This is a genomic window from Pseudomonas parafulva NBRC 16636 = DSM 17004 (genome assembly GCF_000730645.1).
GTDB classification, from domain to species: Bacteria; Pseudomonadota; Gammaproteobacteria; order Pseudomonadales; family Pseudomonadaceae; genus Aquipseudomonas; species Aquipseudomonas parafulva.
The window spans coordinates 1-20,499 of sequence record NZ_BBIU01000019.1 but is presented as its reverse complement, the minus strand read 5'-3'; the positions used below and the strand labels follow the sequence as shown (position 1 = coordinate 20,499).

Below are 20,499 nucleotides of genomic sequence, written 5' to 3'. Positions count from 1 at the left end.
CGCCCTAACCGAGCGGCTGGGTACCTGCCGCTGGTGCTTCCTCGTGGCGGGTTCTGTTGCGCCATACCCGGTAGGCGCGGATGCCCGCCCGCACCGAACCGAACAGCAGCCGGTCTTCCATTTCCCTGGCCAGGCCCGAACGCACCAGCATGCGCAGGAACGTGCCACGGGCCCGGGCGATGGCAAACAGGATGCCTTGCGCGGCGAGGGTGTCGCGGGCTTCGCGCAGCGCTGCGATGCCGCTCACATCAATGCTGGTCACCGCTTCGGCATCGAACAGCACAGCCTTGGGCTGCGGTTGGCTGTGAACCGCCTCCAGCAGGCGCATCTTGAAGTAGTCAGCATTGAAAAACAGAATCGCGTCATCAAAGCGGTACACCACCAGCCCGGGCACGGTGCGCGCTTGCTTGTGTTTGCGAATGTCCACCTGGCCTTCTGTGCCTGGCAGCCACCCGAGCACGGCATCGGTGGGTTGGTAGATGGTGTAGAGCAGCCGCAAGATGGCCAGGGTCACGGCGAACACGATGCCGGGCAACACGCCCAGGCCCAGCACGCCGGCTGTGGTCAGCAGGCACAGCCAGAACTCGAAGCGGCTCAGCTTGCGGATATGCCTAAGCGACTTGACATCGATCAGCCCCCAGCCGGCCATCAGCAGCACGGCGCCTAGCGCGGCTTGGGGGATCCACGCCATGGGCGCGGTGAAGAACAGCAGGATCGCGGCAATGACCAGGGCAGCCACAACCCCTACCAGCTGGCTCTTGCCACCCACCATGTCGTTGACTGCGGTGCGCGAATCGGCGCCGCTGATGGCAAAGCCTTGCGAAACACCGGCTGCCAGGTTGCTGACCCCCAATGCCACGAACTCGTGGTTGGCATTGATGGCATACCCATGCCGGGCAGCAAAGCTGCGGGCGGTGAGCATGGCGCTGCAGAAACTCACGGTGGCGATACCCAGGGCATCACGCAGCAGGCTTTTCATCTCGGCCAGGTTGCTGTGCGGCCAGGCCAGTTGTGGAATGCCTGCAGGCACCGGGCCCAGAATGGCAACGCCGAAGCGGTCCAGCCCGAACAGCCCCACCAGCAGCATGAACAGCGCCACCACTGTGAGTGCGGCGGGCAGGCGAGGGTAGCGGCGCGGCAGCCAGATCAGCAACCCCAGTGCGGCCAGCCCGATGATCAGCGTGAGCCAGTGGATTTCGCCCAGCCGCTGCAGGAAGTTGATCAGGCTCAGGATGAAGCCGTCACCCTCGATGCTGAACCCCACGACCTTGGACAGCTGCCCGGCGATCAGGCTCAGGCCGATACCATTGAGGTAACCGATCAGGATGGGCCGTGAAAAGAAGCTGGCAATGAAGCCCGCCCGTGCCAGCCCAGCGGCGATCAGCATCACCCCGACCAGCAAGGTGATGATGACCGACAGCTCAGCCAGCCGTTGCGGGTTGCCCATGGCCAGCGGCGCCACTGCGCCAGCGATCATCGCGCAGGTGGCCGCATCCGGGCCCACCATCAACTGCCGCGAACTGCCAATCAGCGCATACACCATCATGGGCAGTACGCAGGCATACAAGCCGTACTGCGGCGGCAGGCCGACGATCTGCGCATAGGCAATGGCAATGGGAATCTGGATGGCCGCCACCGAGAGCCCGGCTTGCAGGTCAGCGTGAAACCATTCGCGGCGGTAATGCAGCAGGTTGGCGAGGCCAGGCAGCCAACGGGAAAGCGCCATGGGGAGTCCTTTCAGGGTGTGTCACAGACCAGTTGCGCATTGAAGCGGATTGGCAGGCAAATGGCCATAACCTCAGTCAAGGCCGCCGCTGGTTCTCCCCTCTTCAAACGCTGACCGGATGGCTTCGAGGATACGATCAGCCCGGTGTTGGTCTTCCAGCTGAGGGTATTGCTTCTTCAGCTTGCCGGAAATGTGCCAGCCGTTCTCCTTGATGGACCGGATAATGCGATGGGCGTCCTGGTCCGGGACCTCGACGACATCCTTGAGACGCTCCAGTGCACACTGGAAGACGATCAGGGCTTTGGCTTCCTCGGCCATCTCTTCCCGCACCGTGTGTGCTACGAGGCGCGTGGTGTACACCACGTGCTCGGTCAGGTCGGGATATCGCCAGGCAAATTTTGCATCGTCGTAGTCGTCAAAGATGAAATTACTGGGTGTGCCATCCTCATGATTCTTCAGCTCGCCGAAACGATATGAGGTTGCGTAGCGACGCATGAACGGGCGAGAAAACGTCTCCAGCGTGCGATCGTACCCTGAGCGGAACTCGGCTGAATTCGTGATGGTGGCCGAAACGGGCAAGATCACGCCGTCCGGGATTGCCTTGTCGCGTACGAGGGTGTCATTGATCAGAAATCGATGAATACGGCCGTTGCCGTCCCGCATGGGATGGATATAGACGAAGCCGAACGCGAGTACCGCGGCACGGGCCAGTGACTCGCGCCCTCTCGTGGCCTGCTCAAACCCGTCCAGCCCCGCGAGCATAGGCCCCAGGTCATCGAAATGCGGGGCGATGTAATGCACGATATTTTCCCGCATCGTCGCTTGGCCCACGAAGACCGGTGAGCGTCTTAGCCCAAGCCCGAATGCATCGTGGCCCAGGATTCCAGCTTGCAAGGTATGCAGGCTTTCATCGCTTAGTGGGTCTTGAATATGGCCGCAGTGCTGGGCGATGACATGAGCGAAACGTTGGATGCGGCTGGCCTGGTCCGCCTCTTTCTCGATCAGAAAGCTCGCCCGTGATTCCTTGAAGGTCAACCAGCTGGCGGTCCGTTGAAGAATATCGGCGCCATAGGCACGGTCCAAATCACCCAGCGCGGCGGCGAGATCGAATTGCAGCACTTCCTGGACGGCCTGCGTGCGGCGAACGACAGGGCAAAAAACTGGCGTTCCAGGCAGATTGTTATTGATACGCCAGCGGCGCACTCGCGCTGGCTTGGTTCGGGTAAGGTATTTGTCTGCTGCAACGGCATCGACATAGCCGCCGTTGGTGACGTCAGGCACGTCCAGCGGTTGCCCGGTCAACCATTCGTACAAAAAGCCCGTGCGGCGGGCGTACTGGCCAAATGGCGCGCTGGTGCACCAGGCCTCGATGGGTTTGGGGCCTACCACAGCAAATAACCGCGCGAAGAACTCTAGGTGGACTTCTTCGTATTTGAGGCCAAACTCGAAATGGCCGGCGAAATCATCCGTTGGCCGGTAGTGCGGCGGATATTGATGCTCGATTTGGTTGCCAGTGTCACGGCTGATGCGACTCGCGCCGAGGGTGGAACCCACTCGCAAAGGCTGTACCAGCGCGATGCCATGCCGGGCGGCAAGAGCCTTGAAACCAACCTGCATGGTGGGATTCCTTTAACGAACGAGCTAAAACGTTAACGATTCACAGATTCTACACCAAATCGATAAGTATCAAGCCGATGCCGTAGCGCTCCAGGATGCATTATCGAGCAGTGATCCAGGCGGATAGATGCAACGCAATGGGACGCCGAGCCGGGCTTTGAATAAGTAAAACTGGAGGGGAGTACTACGGGGCGACGTGCGGAAGCTTTGGGAAGCTTGAGGTGGAGCGGGTAGAGGGAATCGAACCCTCAACTAAAGCTTGGGAAGCTTTCGTTTTGCCACTAAACTATACCCGCGTCTGAGCTGCACTTTTTACCAGAACCCGGGGTAAATTAGAAGCCCACGTTATAAAAAATCTAGCATCACCCTGCAACCTCCACGGTTGTGGCCACAGGGTGTGTTACCCGTCACATGGCCAATGCATGCTGCCCTTGAGCTGCTGCCTGATAACGCGGGCGCTTTTCTCGCACGTCTGGCTTCAGGAAGCCCAGCAGCACGGCGCGGGTATCCTCGCAGGCGGCCTTGTGCTCCATGTCCAGGAAGTGGCCGGCGTCGCGGATCGCGCTGAACTGGCATGTGCCGACATGCCTGTCAAACTGCCGTGCATCCGCCACGGTGGTGTACTCATCGCGCTCGCCGTTGACGAACAGCACCGGAATGTCGATGTTGCGCGCGCGGCTCAGGGCCCGCTCCAGGTCGTGCTGCAGCACTTCGTTGATATGGAAGTGCATCTGCGCGTATTCATGGCTGTCCAGGCTGCTGACGTGCCGATAGTTGAAGCGTTTGAACAGCGACGGCAGGTGCTTGCCAATGGTGTCGTTGACCAGGTTGCCCACTTGGTAGCGGTCGCAGGCGGCGAGGTACTGGCTGCCGCGGCTGAGGTAGTCGCGCATCGGTTCGTTGATCACCGGTGAGAACGAACTGACGATGGCCTTTTTCACCCGCCGCGGCTGATGCGCCAGCGCCAACAGGGTACTGGCGCCACCCCATGAAAACGACATCACATGGTCGGCCTGGAAGTGGTCGATCAGTTCCAGAAGAATATGGGCTTCGGTTTCCTTGCTGATCAACCTTTCCTGACGGTTGTGGGGCTTGGATTTACCGGCGTAGGGCTGGTCGAACAGCACCACGTTGAACTGCGGGTGCAGGTTGCGTACGGTCTGGGCAAACGAGGCCGTGGTGGCAAGCGAGCCGTTGATCAGGATGATCGTTTTCTCGGCCGCGTCCGCGCGATAGAACTCCGTGTAAACCCGATACTGACCTTGAATATCAAGTACAGCGATTTCTGGCCTCATGTCATCGACTCCTGGCGCAAAAAGGGTATTCGCGTCACCTAAAGTGCACGTTTTTTATGACAGGTAGGCATCTGCCTGAAGAGAAACCGGGCCCCGTGTCGATCCATTGGCACGTGTGTCGACGGTGTTGTTATGGCGGGCAATCTGTTGTGCCCCAAGGCATCGAGACCCTGGGTGGCCAGCAGACAGGTGTCGGCCGTGCAGCTATGACTATCCAGTCACATGCAGACCGACGCAGTGGATTCAAGCAGCGACGCCGGGTTCGTGCAAGTGCCGTTCGGGGGAAAGCAGCGCCCTGCGTCGGGCGGTTGATTGCCGTTGGCCGGCTAAATCAGACCGCAGCGACTTCCTCGGCCGTCAGTGCGCGAAAAGCGCCAGGTGCCAGCGCCGGGTCCAGCGCAATGGCACCCATGCGCTCACGGTGCAGCTTCACCACCTTGTTGTTGTAGAAGCCGAACATGCGCTTGACCTGGTGATAACGCCCCTCGACGATGGCCAGCCGCGCCTGGCGCGGCCCCAGAATGTGCAGCTGGGCGGGTTGGGTGACGAGGCCTTCGAAGGCGAAATGAAAACCCTCGAGAAACTTGGCGACGTAGTGCTGGCCGATCTCGTCTTCGGTGTCGACCAGGTAGTGCTTGGGCAACTTGGTGGCCGGCTGGGTAAGCCGGCGCGACCATTGCCCATCGTTGGTGAGGAGCATCAGGCCGGTGGTGTTGAAGTCCAGCCGCCCGGCAATGTGCAGGCCGTGCCGCGCCTCGGCGGGCAGCAGGTCGAGCACAGTGGGGTGTTGCGGGTCGTGGGTGGCACTGACGCAACCGGCTGGCTTGTGCAGCATCAGGTAGCGCGCGGGGTAGCCGGCCTGGAGCACCGCGTCATCCAGCGCCACATGGCTGAATTCGCGCACCTGTGCCAAGGGGTCGCTGACCACCTGCCCATCCACGCGCACGCGCTGCTGGGCCAGCAGCATGCGTGCTTGCTGGCGGTTGTAGTTGGGCAGGTTGGCAAGAAAACGGTCAAGGCGCATGGCTGTCAGTTGACCGGGGCGGGTGGCAGCTGCGCCTCGACGGCTGCGCAGCGTGGGCACAGGCAGGCTTTGCCGCGCAGCTCGGCGGGCAGCGCCTGGATGACGGCGGGGTCGATGTGGGCGCTGTAACACCAGCAGGCCTGGGTGGCGCTGCGTGGGTCGGCCAGGCTGCACTGGTTGAGGGCGCCGCACGCAGGGCAATGTTGGTTGTCATTCATTGTGCAGTTCACTGCAGACGCGGTTGCGGCCAGCCTGTTTGGCACGGTACAGGGCGCTGTCGGCGCGGGTCAGCAAGGTGTGCAAGGTGTCGTCTTGCTGCAGGTTGCTGACGCCGATGCTGGTGGTCAGGCGCAGGGGCTGGTCCTCGTAGCTGAATGTCAGTTGCTCGGCGCGCCTGCGGATTTTTTCGGCGACCTCGATGGCCTGCCGGCCTTCGGCTTCACGGAGCAGGACGATGAATTCCTCACCGCCCCAGCGGCACAGTATATCCGACTCGCGCAGGCTGCCCTGCAGCACATTGGCAAACTGGCGCAGCACTTCGTCGCCCGCCAGGTGGCCGTAGGTGTCATTCAGGGCCTTGAAGTGGTCAAGGTCGATCAGTAGCGCCACCAGCGGGCTGCCGTCGCGCTGGGCTTCGCGCAGTGCCTGGGCGGCCAGCAGGTCGAAACTGCGGCGGTTGGGCAGGCCCGTGAGGCTGTCGAGGGTGGCCAGGGCCTCGATGCTGGCGTGGTGGCGGCGCACCATGGCATGCACCAACGCCACGACCACCAGGGTGATCATGGCGCAGATGGCCAGGTTCAGGTAGAGCGAATGGCGGATGCGGTCCAGCGCGCCGGTCTCGCGTTTGTCCACCAGCAGGTACCAGTCCAGCTCCGGCAGGCGCCGCACGTTGAGGAAATGGCTGTGGCCGTCGGCATCACGGTAGTCGTGGCTACCTTCGCTCGGCACCGGTTGGCCTGCCCGTGCGTCATCAAGGTCGGTGTTATCGCTGAGCGACTGGCCCACCCGCACGCCGCGCGGGCCGCCTTCAGACCCAGTGAGCAACACCTTGCCCTTGGCATCGACGAACATCACCGCACGCTGATAACGACGCTGATACTGGTCGATCAGCTTTACCACCGAAGACACGCTGAGCCCGACGCCGGCCGCACCGAGGAACTGCTGCTGGTAATCATGCACCTGGTAGTTGATGAACACGGTCAGGCTGTCCTGGTTAGCCATGTCCAGGTCGACGTTGATCTCATAGGGCGCCTTGAGACCACGCAGGCGAAAGTACCAGGCATCACGCCAGGCCTGCGGTTGCACGTGCTTGAGCACACCCTTGGCCTGGTAATAGGTAAGGGTACGGTCCGAGACGAAGAACGAGGTGAAGGTGTCCTGCTTGCCCATCACTTCGCCCAGGTAGCGCGTGATGCGGTCTGTGTCTTGTTCACCGGACAGCACCCAGTCACGCAGGAAGGTGTCCTGGGCCATCATCGAGGCGATGAGCACCGGGCGGACCAGGTCTTTCTGGATTTCCGAGTACACCGTGTCGGAGGTGAGCGGTAACTCGGTGTTGATGATGCCGTCACGGATGGCGCTGCGCGATGAAAAGTAGCTAAGCAGCGAGGTGGCGATAAAACCGCAGGCCAGCAGTATCAACAGGGCCGCAATCAGCGAACGCTGCGATAACAGGGCGGAACGTGAGGGCATGATCTTCCCATGATGTGTGCCAAGCCGGCTATTCTAGTGGCCTGGGCGACAAATGGCCGCATGTTTTTCAGGGTTTGCCCACGTGTATCAATTTATTGCAGGCAGCGCACTGCACGCCCTTGGCGCTGTCTTACTCATTACCAGCCCACGCATGCCGGGTTGGCGCTCGCCAGCGTCGCTGCCCGAGCATCCCTGCGGTCCAGGAGGCCGCCTATGTCCTATCGAATTCTGTTGCTTGCCCTCGTGGGGCTGACGGTGAGTGCCTGCGTCCCTTATTCGGGGCGCTCTGCCTACTACCGCACGGACTATTACGTCACTGACCGCTATGCGTCTCCTGGCTACGCGCCGGGTTATTACCGCTATGACCGTTACTATGTGGCGCCCCAGCCCCGTTACTATTATCAGCCTGGGCCACGCTACTACGCGCCGCCCGTACCGGTTTACCGGCCTGTGCCACCTGGGGTGGACCGCTGGCACGGCAACCCGCGCTACGACTATGGCAACCGCCAGCGCTATGACTACGGTCGCGACCGCGACCGGCATGACTACCGCGACCGCGGCCCGCGTTACCAGCCAGACCGCTGGCATTCGAACGGTTGGGGGGACCCGCGCAGCCGCAGGCCCTGATCGCGGCGGCAAAACGCACAGGGGCTACCCCAGGTCTGCCAGTGGGTGGCGCCCCTCCCAGGCCTTGGCAAAGTGAGCCTGCACCACCGCCTGGGGCACCTGGGCCACATCCGGCCAGTGCCAGCGCGGCTGGTTATCCTTGTCCAGCAAGCGGGCACGCACGCCTTCGCCAAACTCAGGATGGCGACAGCAATTCAGGCTCATGGCGTATTCCATCTGGAACACCTGCGCCAGTGACAGGTGGCGGGCGCGATGGATCTGTTCCCACACCAGGTGGGCCGTGAGTGGGCACCCCCCTTGCATGCGCTCGGCGGCCGACGCCAGCAGCGGGTCGTCGTGCTGGCGCAACGCACTCAAGGCATGCCAGGCGGCGCTTGCGTCCGTGACATCCAGCACACGATCGATCAGCTGCCGGCGTGGCAGCCACTGCGCTGGCGGCAATTGGCTGCAGGCGCGGTGCTCCTCGGCCTTGAGCAGGCTGTTGAGTTGCAGTGCGGTTTGCTCCTGCCAGTTCAGCTGCAGCAGTTCGTCGACCAGCCCAGCCTGCTGTTGTTCGCCAAGGAAACGATCAGCCAGCCCCAGGTCGAGGGCATCCCGTGCGTTCAGCGGGGCGCCGGTGAGCCCCAGGAACAACCCGAGCCGGCCGGGCAAACGGGCGAGAAACCAGCTGGCGCCTACATCCGGGTACAGGCCGATGCTGATCTCTGGCATGGCCAGGCGGCTGCTGGGGGTGACGATACGCACATTGGCCCCTTGCAGCAGCCCCATCCCGCCACCCAGCACGTGGCCATGGCCCCAGCACAGCAGGGGCTTCGGGTAGGTGTGCAGGGTAAAGTCCAGGCGGTACTCGGCCGCGAAAAAGGTTGCCGCCAGGTGGGGGACGCGGCCTGGCTGATTGCTGCAGGCCTGGGCCAGGGCCCGAACGTCGCCGCCTGCGCAAAACGCCTTGGCGCCATTACCGCGCAGCAATACGCAGGCCACCCCAGGGTCCTGGGCCCAGGCATGCAACTGCTCGCCGAGCACTTCGATCATGGGCAGGGTCAGGGCATTGAGCGCCATGGGGGCATCGAGGGTGGCGATAGCGATGCGCGCGCCGTCGACACCGGTGTGTACTTCGCAACGAATAGTCATGGCTCACCTCGTCAGGTTACCGCACAAGTATGGCCCGGCTGACCGATCATGCCGGTTGGCGGTCGGAGGGTTTGACAAGCACTCATCGCGCACCTAGTGTCGCGCCATTGATTACGGATGGCCCCATGACTGACGACGATCGCATCAAACTCGAACCCAGCTGGAAAGCTGCACTGCGTGCCGAGTTCGACCAGCCCTACATGCACCAGCTGCGGGAGTTTCTGCGCAGTGAGTACGCAGCCGGCAAGCAGATCTTCCCGCCTGGCCCGCTGATCTTCAACGCGCTCAATTCCACGCCCCTGGACAAGGTCAAGGTGGTGATCCTCGGCCAGGACCCGTACCACGGCCCTGGGCAGGCCCACGGTCTGTGCTTCTCGGTGCAGCCGGGTGTGGCGACGCCGCCGTCGCTGGTGAACATCTACAAGGAGCTGCACCGCGACCTGAACATCCCGATCCCCAGCCATGGCTGCCTGCAAAGCTGGGCAGACCAAGGCGTGCTGCTGCTCAACACCACCATGACCGTGGAGCGGGCCAATGCTGCCTCGCATGCCAAGAAGGGGTGGGAGTTCCTTACCGACCGCATCATCGAACTGGTCAGCGAGCGCTGCCAGCATGTGGTGTTCCTGCTGTGGGGCTCCCATGCGCAGAGCAAGCAGAAGCTGATCGACGGCACCAAGCACCTTGTGCTCAAATCGGTGCACCCCTCGCCACTGTCGGCCTACCGTGGGTTCCTGGGTTGCGGGCATTTCAGCCGCGCCAACAGCTTCCTGGAACAACGCGGGCTGGCCCCTGTCGACTGGGCCTTGCCACCGCTTTAGGGCAGCCGCCGGCTACGCCGGCGCTTTCACCCAGTAACGGAACAACGGCTCGGCCAGAAACAGCACGAACAGCAGTCGCATCACCTGCAGCGCCGTGACCAGCGGCACCGATAGCTGCAGGGTTTCTGCCGTGAGGCTCATCTCGGCAATGCCGCCCGGCATCATGCCCAGCGTCAGCGAGCGCAGGTCCAGCGCGGTAATCAGGCTCAGCACCCAGGCGGCGCTGCCAGCAATGAACATGCACAGGGCGGTGGCCACCAGGGTGCGGGCGAGAAACGCCGGTGCACGGCGGAAGAACGCACGGTTGAAATGGCAGGCCAGGCCGCTGCCGATCAGCCACTGGCCGATTTGGCTGCCGCCGTTGGGCAGGGCGATCTGCAGGTTGGCTGCCAGGCAAACGCTGGCCGCGACCAGCAGCGGCCCGAACAGCCACGGGTTAGGCTGGCGCAGGCGCTGCCACAGCCAGGCAACGGCCACCCCCATGGGTACGATCAGCGCCAGCCAGCCCCAGCTCACGCTGGCGCCGTGGTTCAGTGCCACCCCGTCACCCAGCAGCCACTTGAACAGCGCCGGCACGCACAGCACCACCGCCAGCACCCGTAGGCTCTGCGCCGCAGCCACCTGGCTGAGTACCGCACCATTGCGTGCACCCAGGTTGACCATTTCCCCCGACCCGCCCGGCATGCTGGCAAAGAACGCTGTTGCGCGGTCTTCGCCAGAGCGCCTCAGCAGCCATACGCCGATGACACTGGACAAGGTGGTGAGCAAGGCGCCGAAGAAGATCAATACGAAGTGGCTGGCCACCTGTTCGATGATGGCGGGGGTGAAATGCAGGCCGATTCCAATGCCGATGATGCATTGGCCGCAGCGCCGGCCATTGGGTATTTCCGGCAGTTGCCAGGGGGTGAGGCAGCGCACGGCGATGATCGCCAGCAACGAGCCCACCATCCACGGCAAAGGCCAGCCGACCTTGCTGGCGATGAAACCGCCCGCAAGGCCGACCAGCCCGGTTGCCCAGTACAGCGGCAAACGGCTATCAGGCATCGGCCATCGCCCGACGTTGCTGGCTGCGTTTGCGCCAGATGCGCAACAGCGGCAGTGCCAGCATCATCGCAACCAGCGCCCAGACGCCCATGCTGATCGGGCTGGACCAGAGGATGCCCAGTTCACCGTTGGAGATCGACAGCGCCCGGCGCAGGTTCTGCTCCATCAGGCCACCGAGGATGAAGCCCAGCAGGATTGGCGACAGCGGGAAGTCCAGCTTGCGCAGGATGTAGCCCATGATGCCGATACCGACCATCAGGAACAGGTCGAACGTAGTGGCATGCACGGCGTACACGCCGATGGCGGTGATGATGGCGATCACCGGTACCAGCGCCCAGTTCGGGACGGCCAGGATGCGGGTGAAGATGCGGATCATCGGGATGTTCAGGATCACCAGCATGATGTTGGCAATGAACAGCGATGCGATCAGGCCCCAGACGATGTCCGGCTGCTGTTCGAACAGCAACGGGCCTGGGGTGATGTTGTACAGGGTCAGTGCACCGATCATCACCGCAGTGGTGCCTGAGCCAGGTACACCCAGGGTCAGCATCGGCACCAGCGCGCCGCAGCAGGAGGCGCCGATGGCCGTTTCCGGGGCCGCCAGGCCACGGGCATCACCCTTGCCGAAGTGGCCGCTGGTGCCGGCGATGCGCTTCTCGGTCATGTAGGCCACGGCACTGGCCAGGGTGGCCCCTGCGCCTGGCAGCACGCCCATGATGAAGCCCAGCAGGCCACAGCGAATGTTCACCACGAACACCGAGGCTGCTTCCTTGAGGTTGAACAGCATGCGCCCGGTGGCCTTGATCGCCTGGTGGCCATGGTGGGTCTTTTCCAGCAGCAGCAGAATTTCGCTGACCGAGAACAGGCCCAGCACAAGCACCACGAACTGAATGCCATCGGCCAGGTGCACACTGTCACCGGTGAAGCGGTACACGCCGCTGTTGGCGTCGATACCCACTGCCGAGAGGAACAGGCCGATCAGTGCCGCGATGAAGGTCTTCAGCGGTTTGTCACCTGCCATGCCGCCCAGGGCGACAATGGCGAACACCATCAGCACGAAGTATTCCGCAGGGCCGAAGGCAATCGCCCACTTCGCCAGCAGTGGTGCGAACAGCACCATGCCGCAGGTGGCGATGAAGGCACCGATGAACGAGCTCCAGGCCGACAGCGACAGTGCAACGCCGGCCAGCCCCTGGCGGGCCATGGGGTAGCCATCGAGGGTGGTCATCACGGTCGATGCTTCACCAGGGATGTTCAGCAGAATCGAGCTGATGCGGCCGCCGTACTCGCAGCCCAGGTACACGGCCGCCAGCAGGATCAGGGCCGACTCCGGTGGAAGCCCCAGTGCGAAGGCGATGGGGATGAGCAGCGCCACGCCATTGATCGGGCCCAGGCCCGGCAGCAGGCCGACCACGGTGCCGATCAGCGTGCCGGAAAGGGCGGTAACCAGGTTGTAGGGGGACAGGGCGACGCCGAAGCCCTGGCCCAGGTAGCTCAAGGTATCCATGTGTCAGTTCTCCAATACGCTCAGCAGGCCAAGGGGCAGGGGCACGTCCATGACGCGGTCGAACAGCCAGTAGAGGAACACGCTCATGCCGACCACCACGACAACACTGTGCAGCCAGCGGCCGCCATACAGCCGGGCCATGGGTACGCCGGCCAGGATGGCGCTGAGAATGAAGCCCAGCGATTCGAAGGTGGCCGCGAAGACCAGCAGCAGGCCGATACAGGCTGCGATCTTGGTCAGGGTTTCGCGGTCCAGTTCCGGTTCGTCATCCTTGCGCACGATGGGGGTGGGGCGGATGGCCAGGTACAGCAGGCCAAGGCTCATCAGGCCGAGCATCAGCAGCGGGTAGGCGCGCGGGCCTACCGGCTCATAGGAAAACGCCGCCTGGTAGGGCCAGGCCATTACGGCCAGGGCGGCGCAAACCGCCAGCAGCACCAGGGCGAAGATGCGTTGAAGGATCATGACAGAGTCCTCATGTGTGAGAGCGGCGGGTCGCCGCCCCCACAGGGGGCGGTGAAGGGGCGTGATGGGTTACTGGATCAGGCCGAATTCCCTGGCTAGCGACTTGTAGTCGGCCACCTGTTTCTTCACATACACGTCCAGCTCTTCACCCGTCATGGCAAACGGGAACAGCTCACGCTGGTCACGCAACTTGGCGAAGTCTTCCGAGGCCAGCATGTTGTCGAACGATGCCTTCCACCAGGCGTAGTCCTCGTCGCTCACCTTCGGCCCTAGGTAGAAGCCGCGCACCACTGGCCAGACGATGTCGTAGCCCTGTTCCTTGGCGGTGGGGATGTCCTTCATTTCCGGTTCGTCCAGGCGCTTTTCCGAGAACACCGCGAGGATGCGCATGTTGCCGCTCTGGATGTGCGGCATGGAGTCGGAGATATCGGTCGAGCCGACCTGAATGTGGCCACCCAGCAGCGCCGTGGCAATCTCGCCACCGCCCTCCAGGGCCACGTAGCGCAGGTCACGCGGGTTGATACCGGCGGCCTTGGCGATCAGCGCCGTCTGCATCCAGTCCTGGCTGCCGACGGTGCCCCCCGAGCCGATCACCACTTTGCTCGGGTCTTTTTTCAGTGCGGCGACCAGGTCATCCAGGGTTTTGTAGGGCGAGTCGTTCTTCACCGCGATGGCGCCGTAGCTGGTGCCCACGGCCGCCAGCCATTTCACCGCGTTCTCGTCGAAGCGGCCGAACTTGCCCTGGGCCAGGTTCAACAGCGAGCCACTGGACCAGGCCACCAGGGTGCCCGCATCGGCCGGCCGCTGGGCGACCACGGCGTTGTAGGCTACCGCGCCGACACCGCCCGGCATGTAGGTGACGCGCATGGGCTTGCTGAGGATCTTTTCCTGCACCAGGGCGCTTTGCACCAGCTTGCAGGTCAGGTCGAAACCGCCGCCTGGCGAGGCAGGGGCGATGCATTCAGGGCGTTTGGGTTCGGCGGCCAGGGCGTTGCCTGCCAGCAGCAGGCAGCCGGTTGCAAGGACGATGCGGCGCAGTGAGAAGGTCATGGTGTATCTCCGTAGGCATTGTTGTTATCGGGTTACCACAGGGCCACGCTGTAGCTCACCAGCAGGCGCACTTCGTCAGCGTCGCGGGCAAAGTTGGAGCGGAAGGTGGCATTTCGCAGGCGTACAGCGACGTTCTTCAACGGGCCGCTCTGCACCACGTACTTCAGTTCGGTGTTGCGCTCCCATTCCTTGCCTTCGCCCCCGCTGGCGCGGCTGACATTGTCGCCGTTGATGTAACGGGTCATGAAGGTCAGGCCCGGTACGCCGAGCGCTGCGAAGTTGTAGTCGTAACGGGCCTGCCAGGAACGCTCGTCGGCATTGGCGAAGTCGTTGATCTGGACGAAGTTGACCAGGTAAGGGTCGGCGCCATCCACGTAGGGGAATGCGCTGTCACCCGACAACTGCTGCCAGCCGGCACTCACCTTGTGCCCGCCCAGCGCGTAGCTGAACAGGCTGCTGAAGGTGGTGTTGTCGATAGTGCCGGCCTTGGCAGCGCCAGCGTCATCGCTGAGCGCCAGGCGCAGGTCCACGCCGACGGTGCCGGGGCCCCATGGCTGGGTGGCGAGCATGCCGATGAAGTGCTGGCGGTAGATATCGTCGAGCTGGGCGAAGTGGTAGCTGCCGGTGATACGGTCGGTGAACTGGTAGTCCAAGCCCGCCAGGGTCAGGTTGTCTGCGCTGAACGTGCCACCGAAGCGGCCATTCTTGTTGTTCAGTGCCAGGTCTTCCCAGTTGGTGTCGTTGCGGTCCTTGGCTTTGTCCAGGCGGCCACCGGTGAAGGTCAGGCCCTTGATCTCGCGGGAGGTCAGCAGGCCACCTTCGAAGGTTTGCGGCAGGATGCGCCCGTCGTTGGGGCGCAGGGTGGGCAACTCGGGGATCAGCGTGCCGATCTTGAGCTCGGTCTGGGAGATCTTCGCTTTGGCGGTCAGGCCCAGCTTGGAGTACTCATCGGCAGCCCTGCCATCATCGTGGGTGGGCAGCAAGCCGCTGCCAGTGCGGTCGGGGCTGGAATCGAGCTTGATGCCGAGCATGCCCAGCGCATCCACGCCGAAGCCTACGGTGCCGTCGGTGTAGCCGGACTCGAAATTGAGGATGAAACCCTGGGCCCATTCATCACGCTTGGACTGCTGCGCGCTGGTGCCATCGCGAAAATCGCGATTGAAATACATGTTGCGGGTTTCAAAGGTGGCCGTGCTGTCTTCGATGAAGGCGGCCTGGCTTATAGGGGCGACCCCGGCGAGCGCAAGTGCGCTGGCGATGGCGTTGGGCCGTACGGCAAAGGAACGGGTAGGCGCAAATGCCTGCGGCTGCGATGACAGCATCGTGTTTGGCTCCGTTTATTGTTCTTATTCGTTGCACCTTGCTGGTGCTTTTTTCGGCGCTTGGCGCGACCGTGGTGCGATGCTAGGTAACGAACCTTTCGCTAACCTTTCAGTGTGAAAGGTTTGTCAGCAAGGGCTTCACAGGCAGCCCGACAGCGGTACACTCCGCGCCACCGCCCCACCCGAGAGGCATGAACCGATGCGTGTGTTGCTGGTTGAAGACCATCTGCAGTTGGCCGACAGCGTGGCCCAGGCTTTGAAAAGCCTTGGCCTGACCGTGGATGTATTGCATGACGGGGTGGCTGCCGACCTGGCGCTGGCCAGTGAGGACTATGCCGTCGCCATACTGGACGTCGGCCTTCCGCGGCTGGACGGCTTCGAGGTGCTGGCCCGCCTGCGTGGGCGTGGCAAGACCTTGCCGGTGTTGATGCTGACCGCCCGCAGCGACGTCAAGGATCGCGTCCACGGCCTGAACCTGGGGGCCGATGACTACCTGGCCAAGCCCTTTGAGCTGACCGAGCTGGAGGCGCGGGTAAAGGCGCTGCTGCGGCGTAGTGTGCTGGGTGGTGAGCGCCAGCAGCGCTGCGGCCCCCTGGTGTATGACCTGGACACCCGCCGCTTCAGCCTGGGTGACGACACCCTGGCGTTGACGTCGCGCGAGCAGAGCGTGCTGCAAGCACTGATCGCCAGGCCCGGGCGGGTGATGAGCAAGGAACAGCTGGCTGCCCAGGTATTCGGCCTGGACGAAGAAGCCAGCCCGGATGCCATCGAAATCTACATCCACCGCCTGCGCAAGAAGCTCGATGGCCACCCGGTGGCGATCGTTACCTTCCGCGGCCTGGGTTATCTGCTCGAGCATCGCGATGCGTGACAATGTCAGCCTGCGGGGGCGTTTGCTGGGCAACCTGGCCCTGTTGCTGGTGGTGCTGATGCTGGCCAGCGGTTTGAGCGCCTACTGGAACGGTCGCGAAGCCGCCGATACCGCCTACGACCGCACCTTGTTGGCCTCGGCGCGGACCATTGCAGCAGGCTTGTCCCAGCGCGACGGCTCGCTGAGCGCGGATGTGCCGTATGTGGCACTGGACACCTTCGCCTACGACAGCGCTGGCCGTATCTACTACCAGGTGCTGGACATCAAGCAGCGGCTGATCTCCGGCTACGAAAAGCTGCCGCCTCCGCCGCCAGGTACGCCGCGCACCGACGACTACCCGGCGTTGGCGCGGTTCTACGATGCCACCTACCTGGGCCAGAACGTGCGGGTGGTCAGCCTGCTGAAGGCGGTGAGCGAGCCCAACATGAACGGTATGGCAGAGATTCGCGTGGCCGAAACCGACGAGGCGCGGGTGAGCATGGCCCGCGGCCTGATGGCTGATACGTTGCTGCGCCTGGGCATGCTGGCACTGGGTGCGCTGGTGATGGTCTGGTTCGCTGTCAGCGCGGCCTTGCGGCCGCTGGAGCGCTTGCGCACGGCGGTCGAGGAGCGCCAGCCAGACGACCTGCGCCCGCTGCCGGTGGTGCAGGTGCAGCGTGAGTTGGGCCCGCTGGTAGGGGCCTTGAACCACTTTACCGAACGCCTGCGACGCCAGTTCGAACGCCAGGCCCAGTTCATCGCCGACGCCGCCCATGAGTTGCGCACGCCGTTGGCCGCCCTGAAAGCGCGAGTGGAACTGGGGCTGCGCTCCAGCGACCCGCAGGTGTGGCGCCAAACCCTGGAAACCGCCGCACAGGGTACTGACCGCCTGACCCACCTGGCCAACCAGCTGCTGTCGATGGCTCGGGTGGAAAACGGCGCGCGGGCAATCGCCGAGGGTGGCGCCCAGCGCCTGGACCTCAGCCAGCTGGCGCGCGAACTGGGCATGGCGATGGCGCCACTGGCGCATAACCGTGGTGTGGCCCTGGCGCTTGAAGCCCAGGCACCGGTGTGGCTGAAAGGCGAGCCCACGCTGCTCAACGAGCTGCTCAGCAACCTGGTGGACAACGCCTTGGCGCACACGCCAGCAGGGGGGAACGTCATTTTGCGGGTCATTGCCCCGGCGGTACTGGAGGTGGAGGACGATGGGCCGGGCATTCCCGAGGACGAACGCGAGCGGGTGTTCGAGCGCTTCTACCGTCGCGGTGTTCAGGGCAGCGGGCTGGGTTTGGCAATCGTCGGCGAAATCTGCCGCGCCCACCTGGCGCAGATCAGTCTGCACGATGGCGTCAACGGCGGGTTGCGGGTGCGCGTGAGCTTCATCGCCGACTAGCCTGCCCATAAGGGCCTGGCCTCAGCGCAACAGGCTGCGGGCTTCGGTCAGTTCGTCGGCCTGCAACTCGATCCCCACGGGTAACCCCAGATGGCGATAGGCGGGCAGGGCAGCCAGCGGCCGTTGCCGCCCGCGCTGGCTGATGCAGCGGGCAATCTGCACCACGTCGATGTAATCGAGGGCAGCGGTCTGCCGGTCCAGGTCCTGGATCTGGCCGGGCAGCCTGACCAGTTGCTCGGGGAACTCCCAGGCCTTGAGGATCTTGTCGCCCAGCACGGGCTGGATCTGTTCGATGACATAGTGCAGGCAAACCGGGTCGGAGAGCAGCTCGTTGTGCTCCTCGGCGTAGATCAGCACCGGCAGCGCGCCAATCTGATGAACCAGGCCGCCCAAGGCTGCCTGGTCGGGCTTGAGGCGGCTGTAGCGCCGTGCAATTTCGTAGCTGATACCTGCCACTTCCAGGCTGTTGGCCCAGATTTCTCGCAGTTTCTGCTCCACCGCCGGGGCGCGTGCATGGAAGATCTGCTCGATCACAAGGCCAATGGCCAGGTTGCAGCTGTAGTTGATGCCCAGGCGGGTGATTGCGGTATGCAGGTCGGTTACTTCCACCGCTGCGCGCAGCAGGGGGCTGTTGACCACCTTGATCAGGCGTGCTGACAGGGCGGCATCGCGCCCGATCACCTTGCTCAGCGCCGCCACGCTGATTTCATTGTCTTCCGCTGCTTCGCGGATGCTCAAGGCAACCTCGGGCAGGGTCGGCAGCACCAGGTCATCCTTTTCGATGGCATCCAGCAACTGTGCCTGGACCATCTCGGCCAGCTTGTTCATTGGCATATCTACCGCAGTGGTGGAGCAGCCCCGCGGGGATGGCGGGGCGGGCTGTTCAGCGCTGGATTTCCCGGTCGCGGTCCAGTTCGTAGGGCAGGGGCAGCACGTGCAGGCGCGGGCCTTCCAGGTTGCCCAGGTGCAGGTTGCCGTCCTCGACTGCCTCGGCCCCGATCACTGCCAGCAGTTCGCAGCCAGCGCCGGTGCTGGCCGCCAGTACCACCTCACCCACCGATGAACCGTGGGTAGGGGAGAAGATCTGGTCGCCAGGCGATACCTCCACCTGCTGCTCAAGTGCCACACGGTACTGACGGCGCTTGAGCTTGCCCAGGTACTGCATGCGGGCGACGATTTCCTGGCCGGTGTAGCAGCCTTTCTTGAAACTGACGCCGTCCACGGCCTGCAGGTTGATCATTTGTGGAATGAACAGCTCGCGGGTAGGGCCCATCACCTGGCCGATGCCGGCGCGGATCTGCCCCAGCAACCAATCGTTGAGGTTGCCTTCCGGCAGCGCAGCGGCGAGGGTGGTGTGAACCTCGGTGGCGATGCTCGCAGGCGCCCATAGTTCGACCCTGCCAGTGGAAACGGCAATGGCGATGAGGCCTTCGTGGCGCACGGTACTGCCCGCGGTGCCCGGCACTTCCAGGCCCAGCGACTGCAGTGCTGCCTCGCCATTTGCCAGACCGAAACGGGCCCACTCGGCGCTTTCGTCGGCCAGCGTGGCTTTGGAGAACACCGCATATTTCTTCAGGTCAGCCAGCTGTGCGTCCAGCAGCTCACTGGCCATGGCCAGCAGGTAGCCGTTGCCCTCGGGCAGGATGCGGAAGCTGGACTGCATGCGGCCTTTGACCATGCAGCGGGCACCAAGGCTGGCGTATTCCGAGTTGAGGTAATTGATATTGCAGGTCAGCTGGCCTTGCAGGAACTTGCCTGCATCGGAGCCGCGGACGGCGAGGATGCCCTCGTGGGACAGTGGGCAGAAGAAAGCGGAATCGGCCATGGGTCATCGCGGTGGCTAAAGACTGTCGGCCATCATAGAACGCTGGTAACAAAATAGGTAGGTGACTTAGACCAACGCCCGCTGTCGCTTCGATGACCTGGCTGTATACTGGCGGGCCATTCGAGGAGGGCCCCATGGTCGAACAAACTGAACTCAACCGGCTTTTCTGGCACAGCCGCCGGGGCATGCTGGAACTGGACGTACTGCTGGTGCCATTCACCCAGGAAGTCTACCCCACCCTCAATGAAACCGACCGTGAACTGTACGTGCGTCTTCTGAGCTGCGAGGACCAGGACATGTTCGGCTGGTTCATGGAGCGCACCGAGTCCGACGACCCGGAGCTGCAGCGCATGGTCCGCATCATCCTGGACCGTGTCCAGCCCAAGTGAGTGCTTCGAATGCCGGTGGCAGGGCTCGCGCCTGCTGCTGGCGGCCTACCTGATCTGCCAGTTGCTGGCGTGGCTCGCCGCCTTGCTTGGCCCGCTGCCGTGGTGGGCGGGCCTGGGCGCCATTTGTGCGTGTGTTGCCCATGGGGCCTGGGTGGTTCCGCGGCGCATTCTGTTGAGTCATGGGGATGCGGTTGTAGGGCTGCGTCGTGACGGGCGTGGCTGGTGGGTGTTCAGCCGGGCGCAGGGGTGGCGGGCGGTGCGGTTGTGCCGTGACAGTGTGGCGTTGCCGGCGCTGGTGGTCTTGAGGTTTGTGCCGGTGGGGGGCTGGGTGGGGCGGAGTCAGTGCATACCTTGCGATGCGCTTGAGGGGGATGAGCATCGGCGGTTGCGGGTTAGGCTTAAGTTTAGTCGGCGGCGGTGGGTGGACCCTGGGCAGGGTTAGTTTGAAGTTGTTTGCTGTTCGTGGGTTTTCATGGCAAGCATGCTCTCGTCATCCGGCCCTTATGCTGCGCTTCGGGGTTCCCTCACTACGGCCTCCTGAAGTCGCGAAGATCAAGGCCAAAGTCAAGATCAAGATCTACAGCAATAGCAACAGCGAACTTAAATATATCCATCCACCAACTGAAAGCACTCTACCGCTCTTGCTTCTAAGTGCGCGATAGTTCAAACAACACAAATTGCGACTTCAGGAGGCCGAGCGGAGGGATTGCGGAGGGAGGTGACGGGC

At 63.3% G+C, this 20,499-nt stretch carries 20 protein-coding genes and 1 tRNA gene; 6 read left to right on the top strand and 15 right to left on the bottom strand.

Annotation, left to right across the window (positions count from 1 at the left end; translation table 11 throughout):
- Positions 1–4: 4 nt before the first annotated feature.
- The 7 genes from PPA02S_RS13800 to PPA02S_RS13770 all read right to left on the bottom strand — a co-directional run bounded on the left by PPA02S_RS13800 (position 5) and on the right by PPA02S_RS13770 (position 7,354).
- A complete protein-coding gene (locus PPA02S_RS13800) occupies positions 5–1,726 on the bottom strand; it encodes a SulP family inorganic anion transporter (protein ID WP_028635085.1) in 1,722 nt (573 codons plus the stop codon).
- 72 nt (positions 1,727–1,798) lie between these two features.
- Positions 1,799–3,343, bottom strand: coding sequence for a Fic family protein (locus tag PPA02S_RS13795; protein WP_028635084.1), 1,545 nt, complete (start codon positions 3,341–3,343; stop codon positions 1,799–1,801).
- Between the two features lie 222 nt (positions 3,344–3,565).
- Positions 3,566–3,639, bottom strand: a tRNA-Gly gene (locus tag PPA02S_RS13790).
- 111 nt (positions 3,640–3,750) lie between these two features.
- Entirely contained in the window at positions 3,751–4,638 is an 888-nt protein-coding gene (locus PPA02S_RS13785; RefSeq protein ID WP_028635083.1) for an alpha/beta fold hydrolase, read from the bottom strand.
- A 331-nt stretch (positions 4,639–4,969) separates the two neighbouring features.
- On the bottom strand, positions 4,970–5,662 hold the full coding sequence (locus PPA02S_RS13780) for a pseudouridine synthase (RefSeq protein ID WP_028635082.1): 693 nt from the start codon (positions 5,660–5,662) through the stop codon (positions 4,970–4,972).
- A 5-nt stretch (positions 5,663–5,667) separates the two neighbouring features.
- Positions 5,668–5,880 carry a cysteine-rich CWC family protein gene (locus PPA02S_RS13775; RefSeq protein WP_028635081.1) on the bottom strand — a complete coding sequence of 71 codons (213 nt, stop codon included), beginning with the start codon at positions 5,878–5,880 and terminating at the stop codon, positions 5,668–5,670.
- A complete protein-coding gene (locus PPA02S_RS13770) occupies positions 5,873–7,354 on the bottom strand; it encodes a sensor domain-containing diguanylate cyclase (protein ID WP_028635080.1) in 1,482 nt (493 codons plus the stop codon). The genes PPA02S_RS13775 and PPA02S_RS13770 overlap by 8 nt, the downstream gene beginning before the upstream one ends.
- Before the next feature lie 213 nt (positions 7,355–7,567).
- Between PPA02S_RS13770 and PPA02S_RS13765 the strand changes: the two genes are divergently transcribed.
- Positions 7,568–7,981, top strand: coding sequence for a hypothetical protein (locus PPA02S_RS13765; protein ID WP_033728190.1), 414 nt, complete (start codon positions 7,568–7,570; stop codon positions 7,979–7,981).
- A 24-nt stretch (positions 7,982–8,005) separates the two neighbouring features.
- Here the strand turns inward: PPA02S_RS13765 and dspII are convergent, their stop codons facing one another.
- Positions 8,006–9,112: an enoyl-CoA hydratase/isomerase DspII gene (gene dspII / locus PPA02S_RS13760; RefSeq protein ID WP_028635079.1), complete on the bottom strand. Its 1,107-nt coding sequence runs from the start codon at positions 9,110–9,112 to the stop codon at positions 8,006–8,008.
- A gap of 125 nt (positions 9,113–9,237) precedes the next feature.
- Between dspII and ung the strand changes: the two genes are divergently transcribed.
- Positions 9,238–9,930, top strand: a complete 693-nt coding sequence (gene ung / locus PPA02S_RS13755; RefSeq protein ID WP_028635078.1) for a uracil-DNA glycosylase — start codon at positions 9,238–9,240, stop codon at positions 9,928–9,930.
- Positions 9,931–9,942: 12 nt separating this feature from the next.
- Here ung and PPA02S_RS13750 read toward each other — a convergent pair whose 3' ends face one another.
- The 5 genes from PPA02S_RS13750 to PPA02S_RS13730 all read right to left on the bottom strand — a co-directional run bounded on the left by PPA02S_RS13750 (position 9,943) and on the right by PPA02S_RS13730 (position 15,315).
- Positions 9,943–10,974, bottom strand: coding sequence for an AbrB family transcriptional regulator (locus PPA02S_RS13750; protein WP_028635077.1), 1,032 nt, complete (start codon positions 10,972–10,974; stop codon positions 9,943–9,945).
- The gene (locus PPA02S_RS13745; protein ID WP_028635076.1) at positions 10,967–12,481 is read right to left on the bottom strand and encodes a tripartite tricarboxylate transporter permease; all 1,515 of its coding nucleotides are present in this window, start codon (positions 12,479–12,481) and stop codon (positions 10,967–10,969) included. Before PPA02S_RS13745 ends, PPA02S_RS13750 begins: the two co-directional genes overlap by 8 nt.
- A gap of 3 nt (positions 12,482–12,484) precedes the next feature.
- The gene (locus PPA02S_RS13740) at positions 12,485–12,943 is read right to left on the bottom strand and encodes a tripartite tricarboxylate transporter TctB family protein (RefSeq protein WP_028635075.1); all 459 of its coding nucleotides are present in this window, start codon (positions 12,941–12,943) and stop codon (positions 12,485–12,487) included.
- Between the two features lie 69 nt (positions 12,944–13,012).
- A complete protein-coding gene (locus PPA02S_RS13735) occupies positions 13,013–13,993 on the bottom strand; it encodes a Bug family tripartite tricarboxylate transporter substrate binding protein (protein WP_028635074.1) in 981 nt (326 codons plus the stop codon).
- Positions 13,994–14,025: 32 nt separating this feature from the next.
- The gene (locus PPA02S_RS13730) at positions 14,026–15,315 is read right to left on the bottom strand and encodes an OprD family porin (RefSeq protein ID WP_028635073.1); all 1,290 of its coding nucleotides are present in this window, start codon (positions 15,313–15,315) and stop codon (positions 14,026–14,028) included.
- A gap of 199 nt (positions 15,316–15,514) precedes the next feature.
- Between PPA02S_RS13730 and PPA02S_RS13725 the strand changes: the two genes are divergently transcribed.
- Both PPA02S_RS13725 and PPA02S_RS13720 read left to right on the top strand, forming a co-directional pair.
- On the top strand, positions 15,515–16,186 hold the full coding sequence (locus PPA02S_RS13725; RefSeq protein WP_028635072.1) for a response regulator: 672 nt from the start codon (positions 15,515–15,517) through the stop codon (positions 16,184–16,186).
- Positions 16,179–17,558, top strand: coding sequence for a sensor histidine kinase (locus tag PPA02S_RS13720; RefSeq protein WP_028635071.1), 1,380 nt, complete (start codon positions 16,179–16,181; stop codon positions 17,556–17,558). Before PPA02S_RS13725 ends, PPA02S_RS13720 begins: the two co-directional genes overlap by 8 nt.
- A gap of 21 nt (positions 17,559–17,579) precedes the next feature.
- On the opposite strand, the gene PPA02S_RS13715 is transcribed toward PPA02S_RS13720, so the two are convergent.
- Together PPA02S_RS13715 and ygfZ are read right to left on the bottom strand one after the other, a co-directional pair.
- Entirely contained in the window at positions 17,580–18,386 is an 807-nt protein-coding gene (locus PPA02S_RS13715; protein WP_028635070.1) for an HDOD domain-containing protein, read from the bottom strand.
- 55 nt (positions 18,387–18,441) lie between these two features.
- Positions 18,442–19,383 carry a CAF17-like 4Fe-4S cluster assembly/insertion protein YgfZ gene (gene ygfZ, locus PPA02S_RS13710; RefSeq protein ID WP_028635069.1) on the bottom strand — a complete coding sequence of 314 codons (942 nt, stop codon included), beginning with the start codon at positions 19,381–19,383 and terminating at the stop codon, positions 18,442–18,444.
- A 134-nt stretch (positions 19,384–19,517) separates the two neighbouring features.
- Here ygfZ and PPA02S_RS13705 point away from each other — a divergent pair, with 134 nt between their 5' ends.
- Together PPA02S_RS13705 and PPA02S_RS23350 are read left to right on the top strand one after the other, a co-directional pair.
- Positions 19,518–19,772, top strand: a complete 255-nt coding sequence (locus PPA02S_RS13705; protein WP_028635068.1) for an FAD assembly factor SdhE — start codon at positions 19,518–19,520, stop codon at positions 19,770–19,772.
- Positions 19,756–20,214: a protein YgfX gene (locus tag PPA02S_RS23350; protein ID WP_080667904.1), complete on the top strand. Its 459-nt coding sequence runs from the start codon at positions 19,756–19,758 to the stop codon at positions 20,212–20,214. The genes PPA02S_RS13705 and PPA02S_RS23350 overlap by 17 nt, the downstream gene beginning before the upstream one ends.
- Positions 20,215–20,499 lie beyond the last annotated feature (285 nt).

Excerpts from the sequence above, each read along its gene's own strand:
- PPA02S_RS13800 (WP_028635085.1), bottom strand. The coding sequence starts at position 1,726 with ATGGCGCTTTCCCGTTGGCTGCCTGGCCTCGCCAACCTGCTGCATTAC.
- PPA02S_RS13795 (WP_028635084.1), bottom strand. The coding sequence starts at position 3,343 with ATGCAGGTTGGTTTCAAGGCTCTTGCCGCCCGGCATGGCATCGCGCTG.
- PPA02S_RS13785 (WP_028635083.1), bottom strand. The coding sequence starts at position 4,638 with ATGAGGCCAGAAATCGCTGTACTTGATATTCAAGGTCAGTATCGGGTT.
- PPA02S_RS13780 (WP_028635082.1), bottom strand. The coding sequence starts at position 5,662 with ATGCGCCTTGACCGTTTTCTTGCCAACCTGCCCAACTACAACCGCCAG.
- PPA02S_RS13775 (WP_028635081.1), bottom strand. The coding sequence starts at position 5,880 with ATGAATGACAACCAACATTGCCCTGCGTGCGGCGCCCTCAACCAGTGC.
- PPA02S_RS13770 (WP_028635080.1), bottom strand. The coding sequence starts at position 7,354 with ATGCCCTCACGTTCCGCCCTGTTATCGCAGCGTTCGCTGATTGCGGCC.
- PPA02S_RS13765 (WP_033728190.1), top strand. The coding sequence starts at position 7,568 with ATGTCCTATCGAATTCTGTTGCTTGCCCTCGTGGGGCTGACGGTGAGT.
- dspII (WP_028635079.1), bottom strand. The coding sequence starts at position 9,112 with ATGACTATTCGTTGCGAAGTACACACCGGTGTCGACGGCGCGCGCATC.
- ung (WP_028635078.1), top strand. The coding sequence starts at position 9,238 with ATGACTGACGACGATCGCATCAAACTCGAACCCAGCTGGAAAGCTGCA.
- PPA02S_RS13750 (WP_028635077.1), bottom strand. The coding sequence starts at position 10,974 with ATGCCTGATAGCCGTTTGCCGCTGTACTGGGCAACCGGGCTGGTCGGC.
- PPA02S_RS13745 (WP_028635076.1), bottom strand. The coding sequence starts at position 12,481 with ATGGATACCTTGAGCTACCTGGGCCAGGGCTTCGGCGTCGCCCTGTCC.
- PPA02S_RS13740 (WP_028635075.1), bottom strand. The coding sequence starts at position 12,943 with ATGATCCTTCAACGCATCTTCGCCCTGGTGCTGCTGGCGGTTTGCGCC.
- PPA02S_RS13735 (WP_028635074.1), bottom strand. The coding sequence starts at position 13,993 with ATGACCTTCTCACTGCGCCGCATCGTCCTTGCAACCGGCTGCCTGCTG.
- PPA02S_RS13730 (WP_028635073.1), bottom strand. The coding sequence starts at position 15,315 with ATGCTGTCATCGCAGCCGCAGGCATTTGCGCCTACCCGTTCCTTTGCC.
- PPA02S_RS13725 (WP_028635072.1), top strand. The coding sequence starts at position 15,515 with ATGCGTGTGTTGCTGGTTGAAGACCATCTGCAGTTGGCCGACAGCGTG.
- PPA02S_RS13720 (WP_028635071.1), top strand. The coding sequence starts at position 16,179 with ATGCGTGACAATGTCAGCCTGCGGGGGCGTTTGCTGGGCAACCTGGCC.
- PPA02S_RS13715 (WP_028635070.1), bottom strand. The coding sequence starts at position 18,386 with ATGAACAAGCTGGCCGAGATGGTCCAGGCACAGTTGCTGGATGCCATC.
- ygfZ (WP_028635069.1), bottom strand. The coding sequence starts at position 19,383 with ATGGCCGATTCCGCTTTCTTCTGCCCACTGTCCCACGAGGGCATCCTC.
- PPA02S_RS13705 (WP_028635068.1), top strand. The coding sequence starts at position 19,518 with ATGGTCGAACAAACTGAACTCAACCGGCTTTTCTGGCACAGCCGCCGG.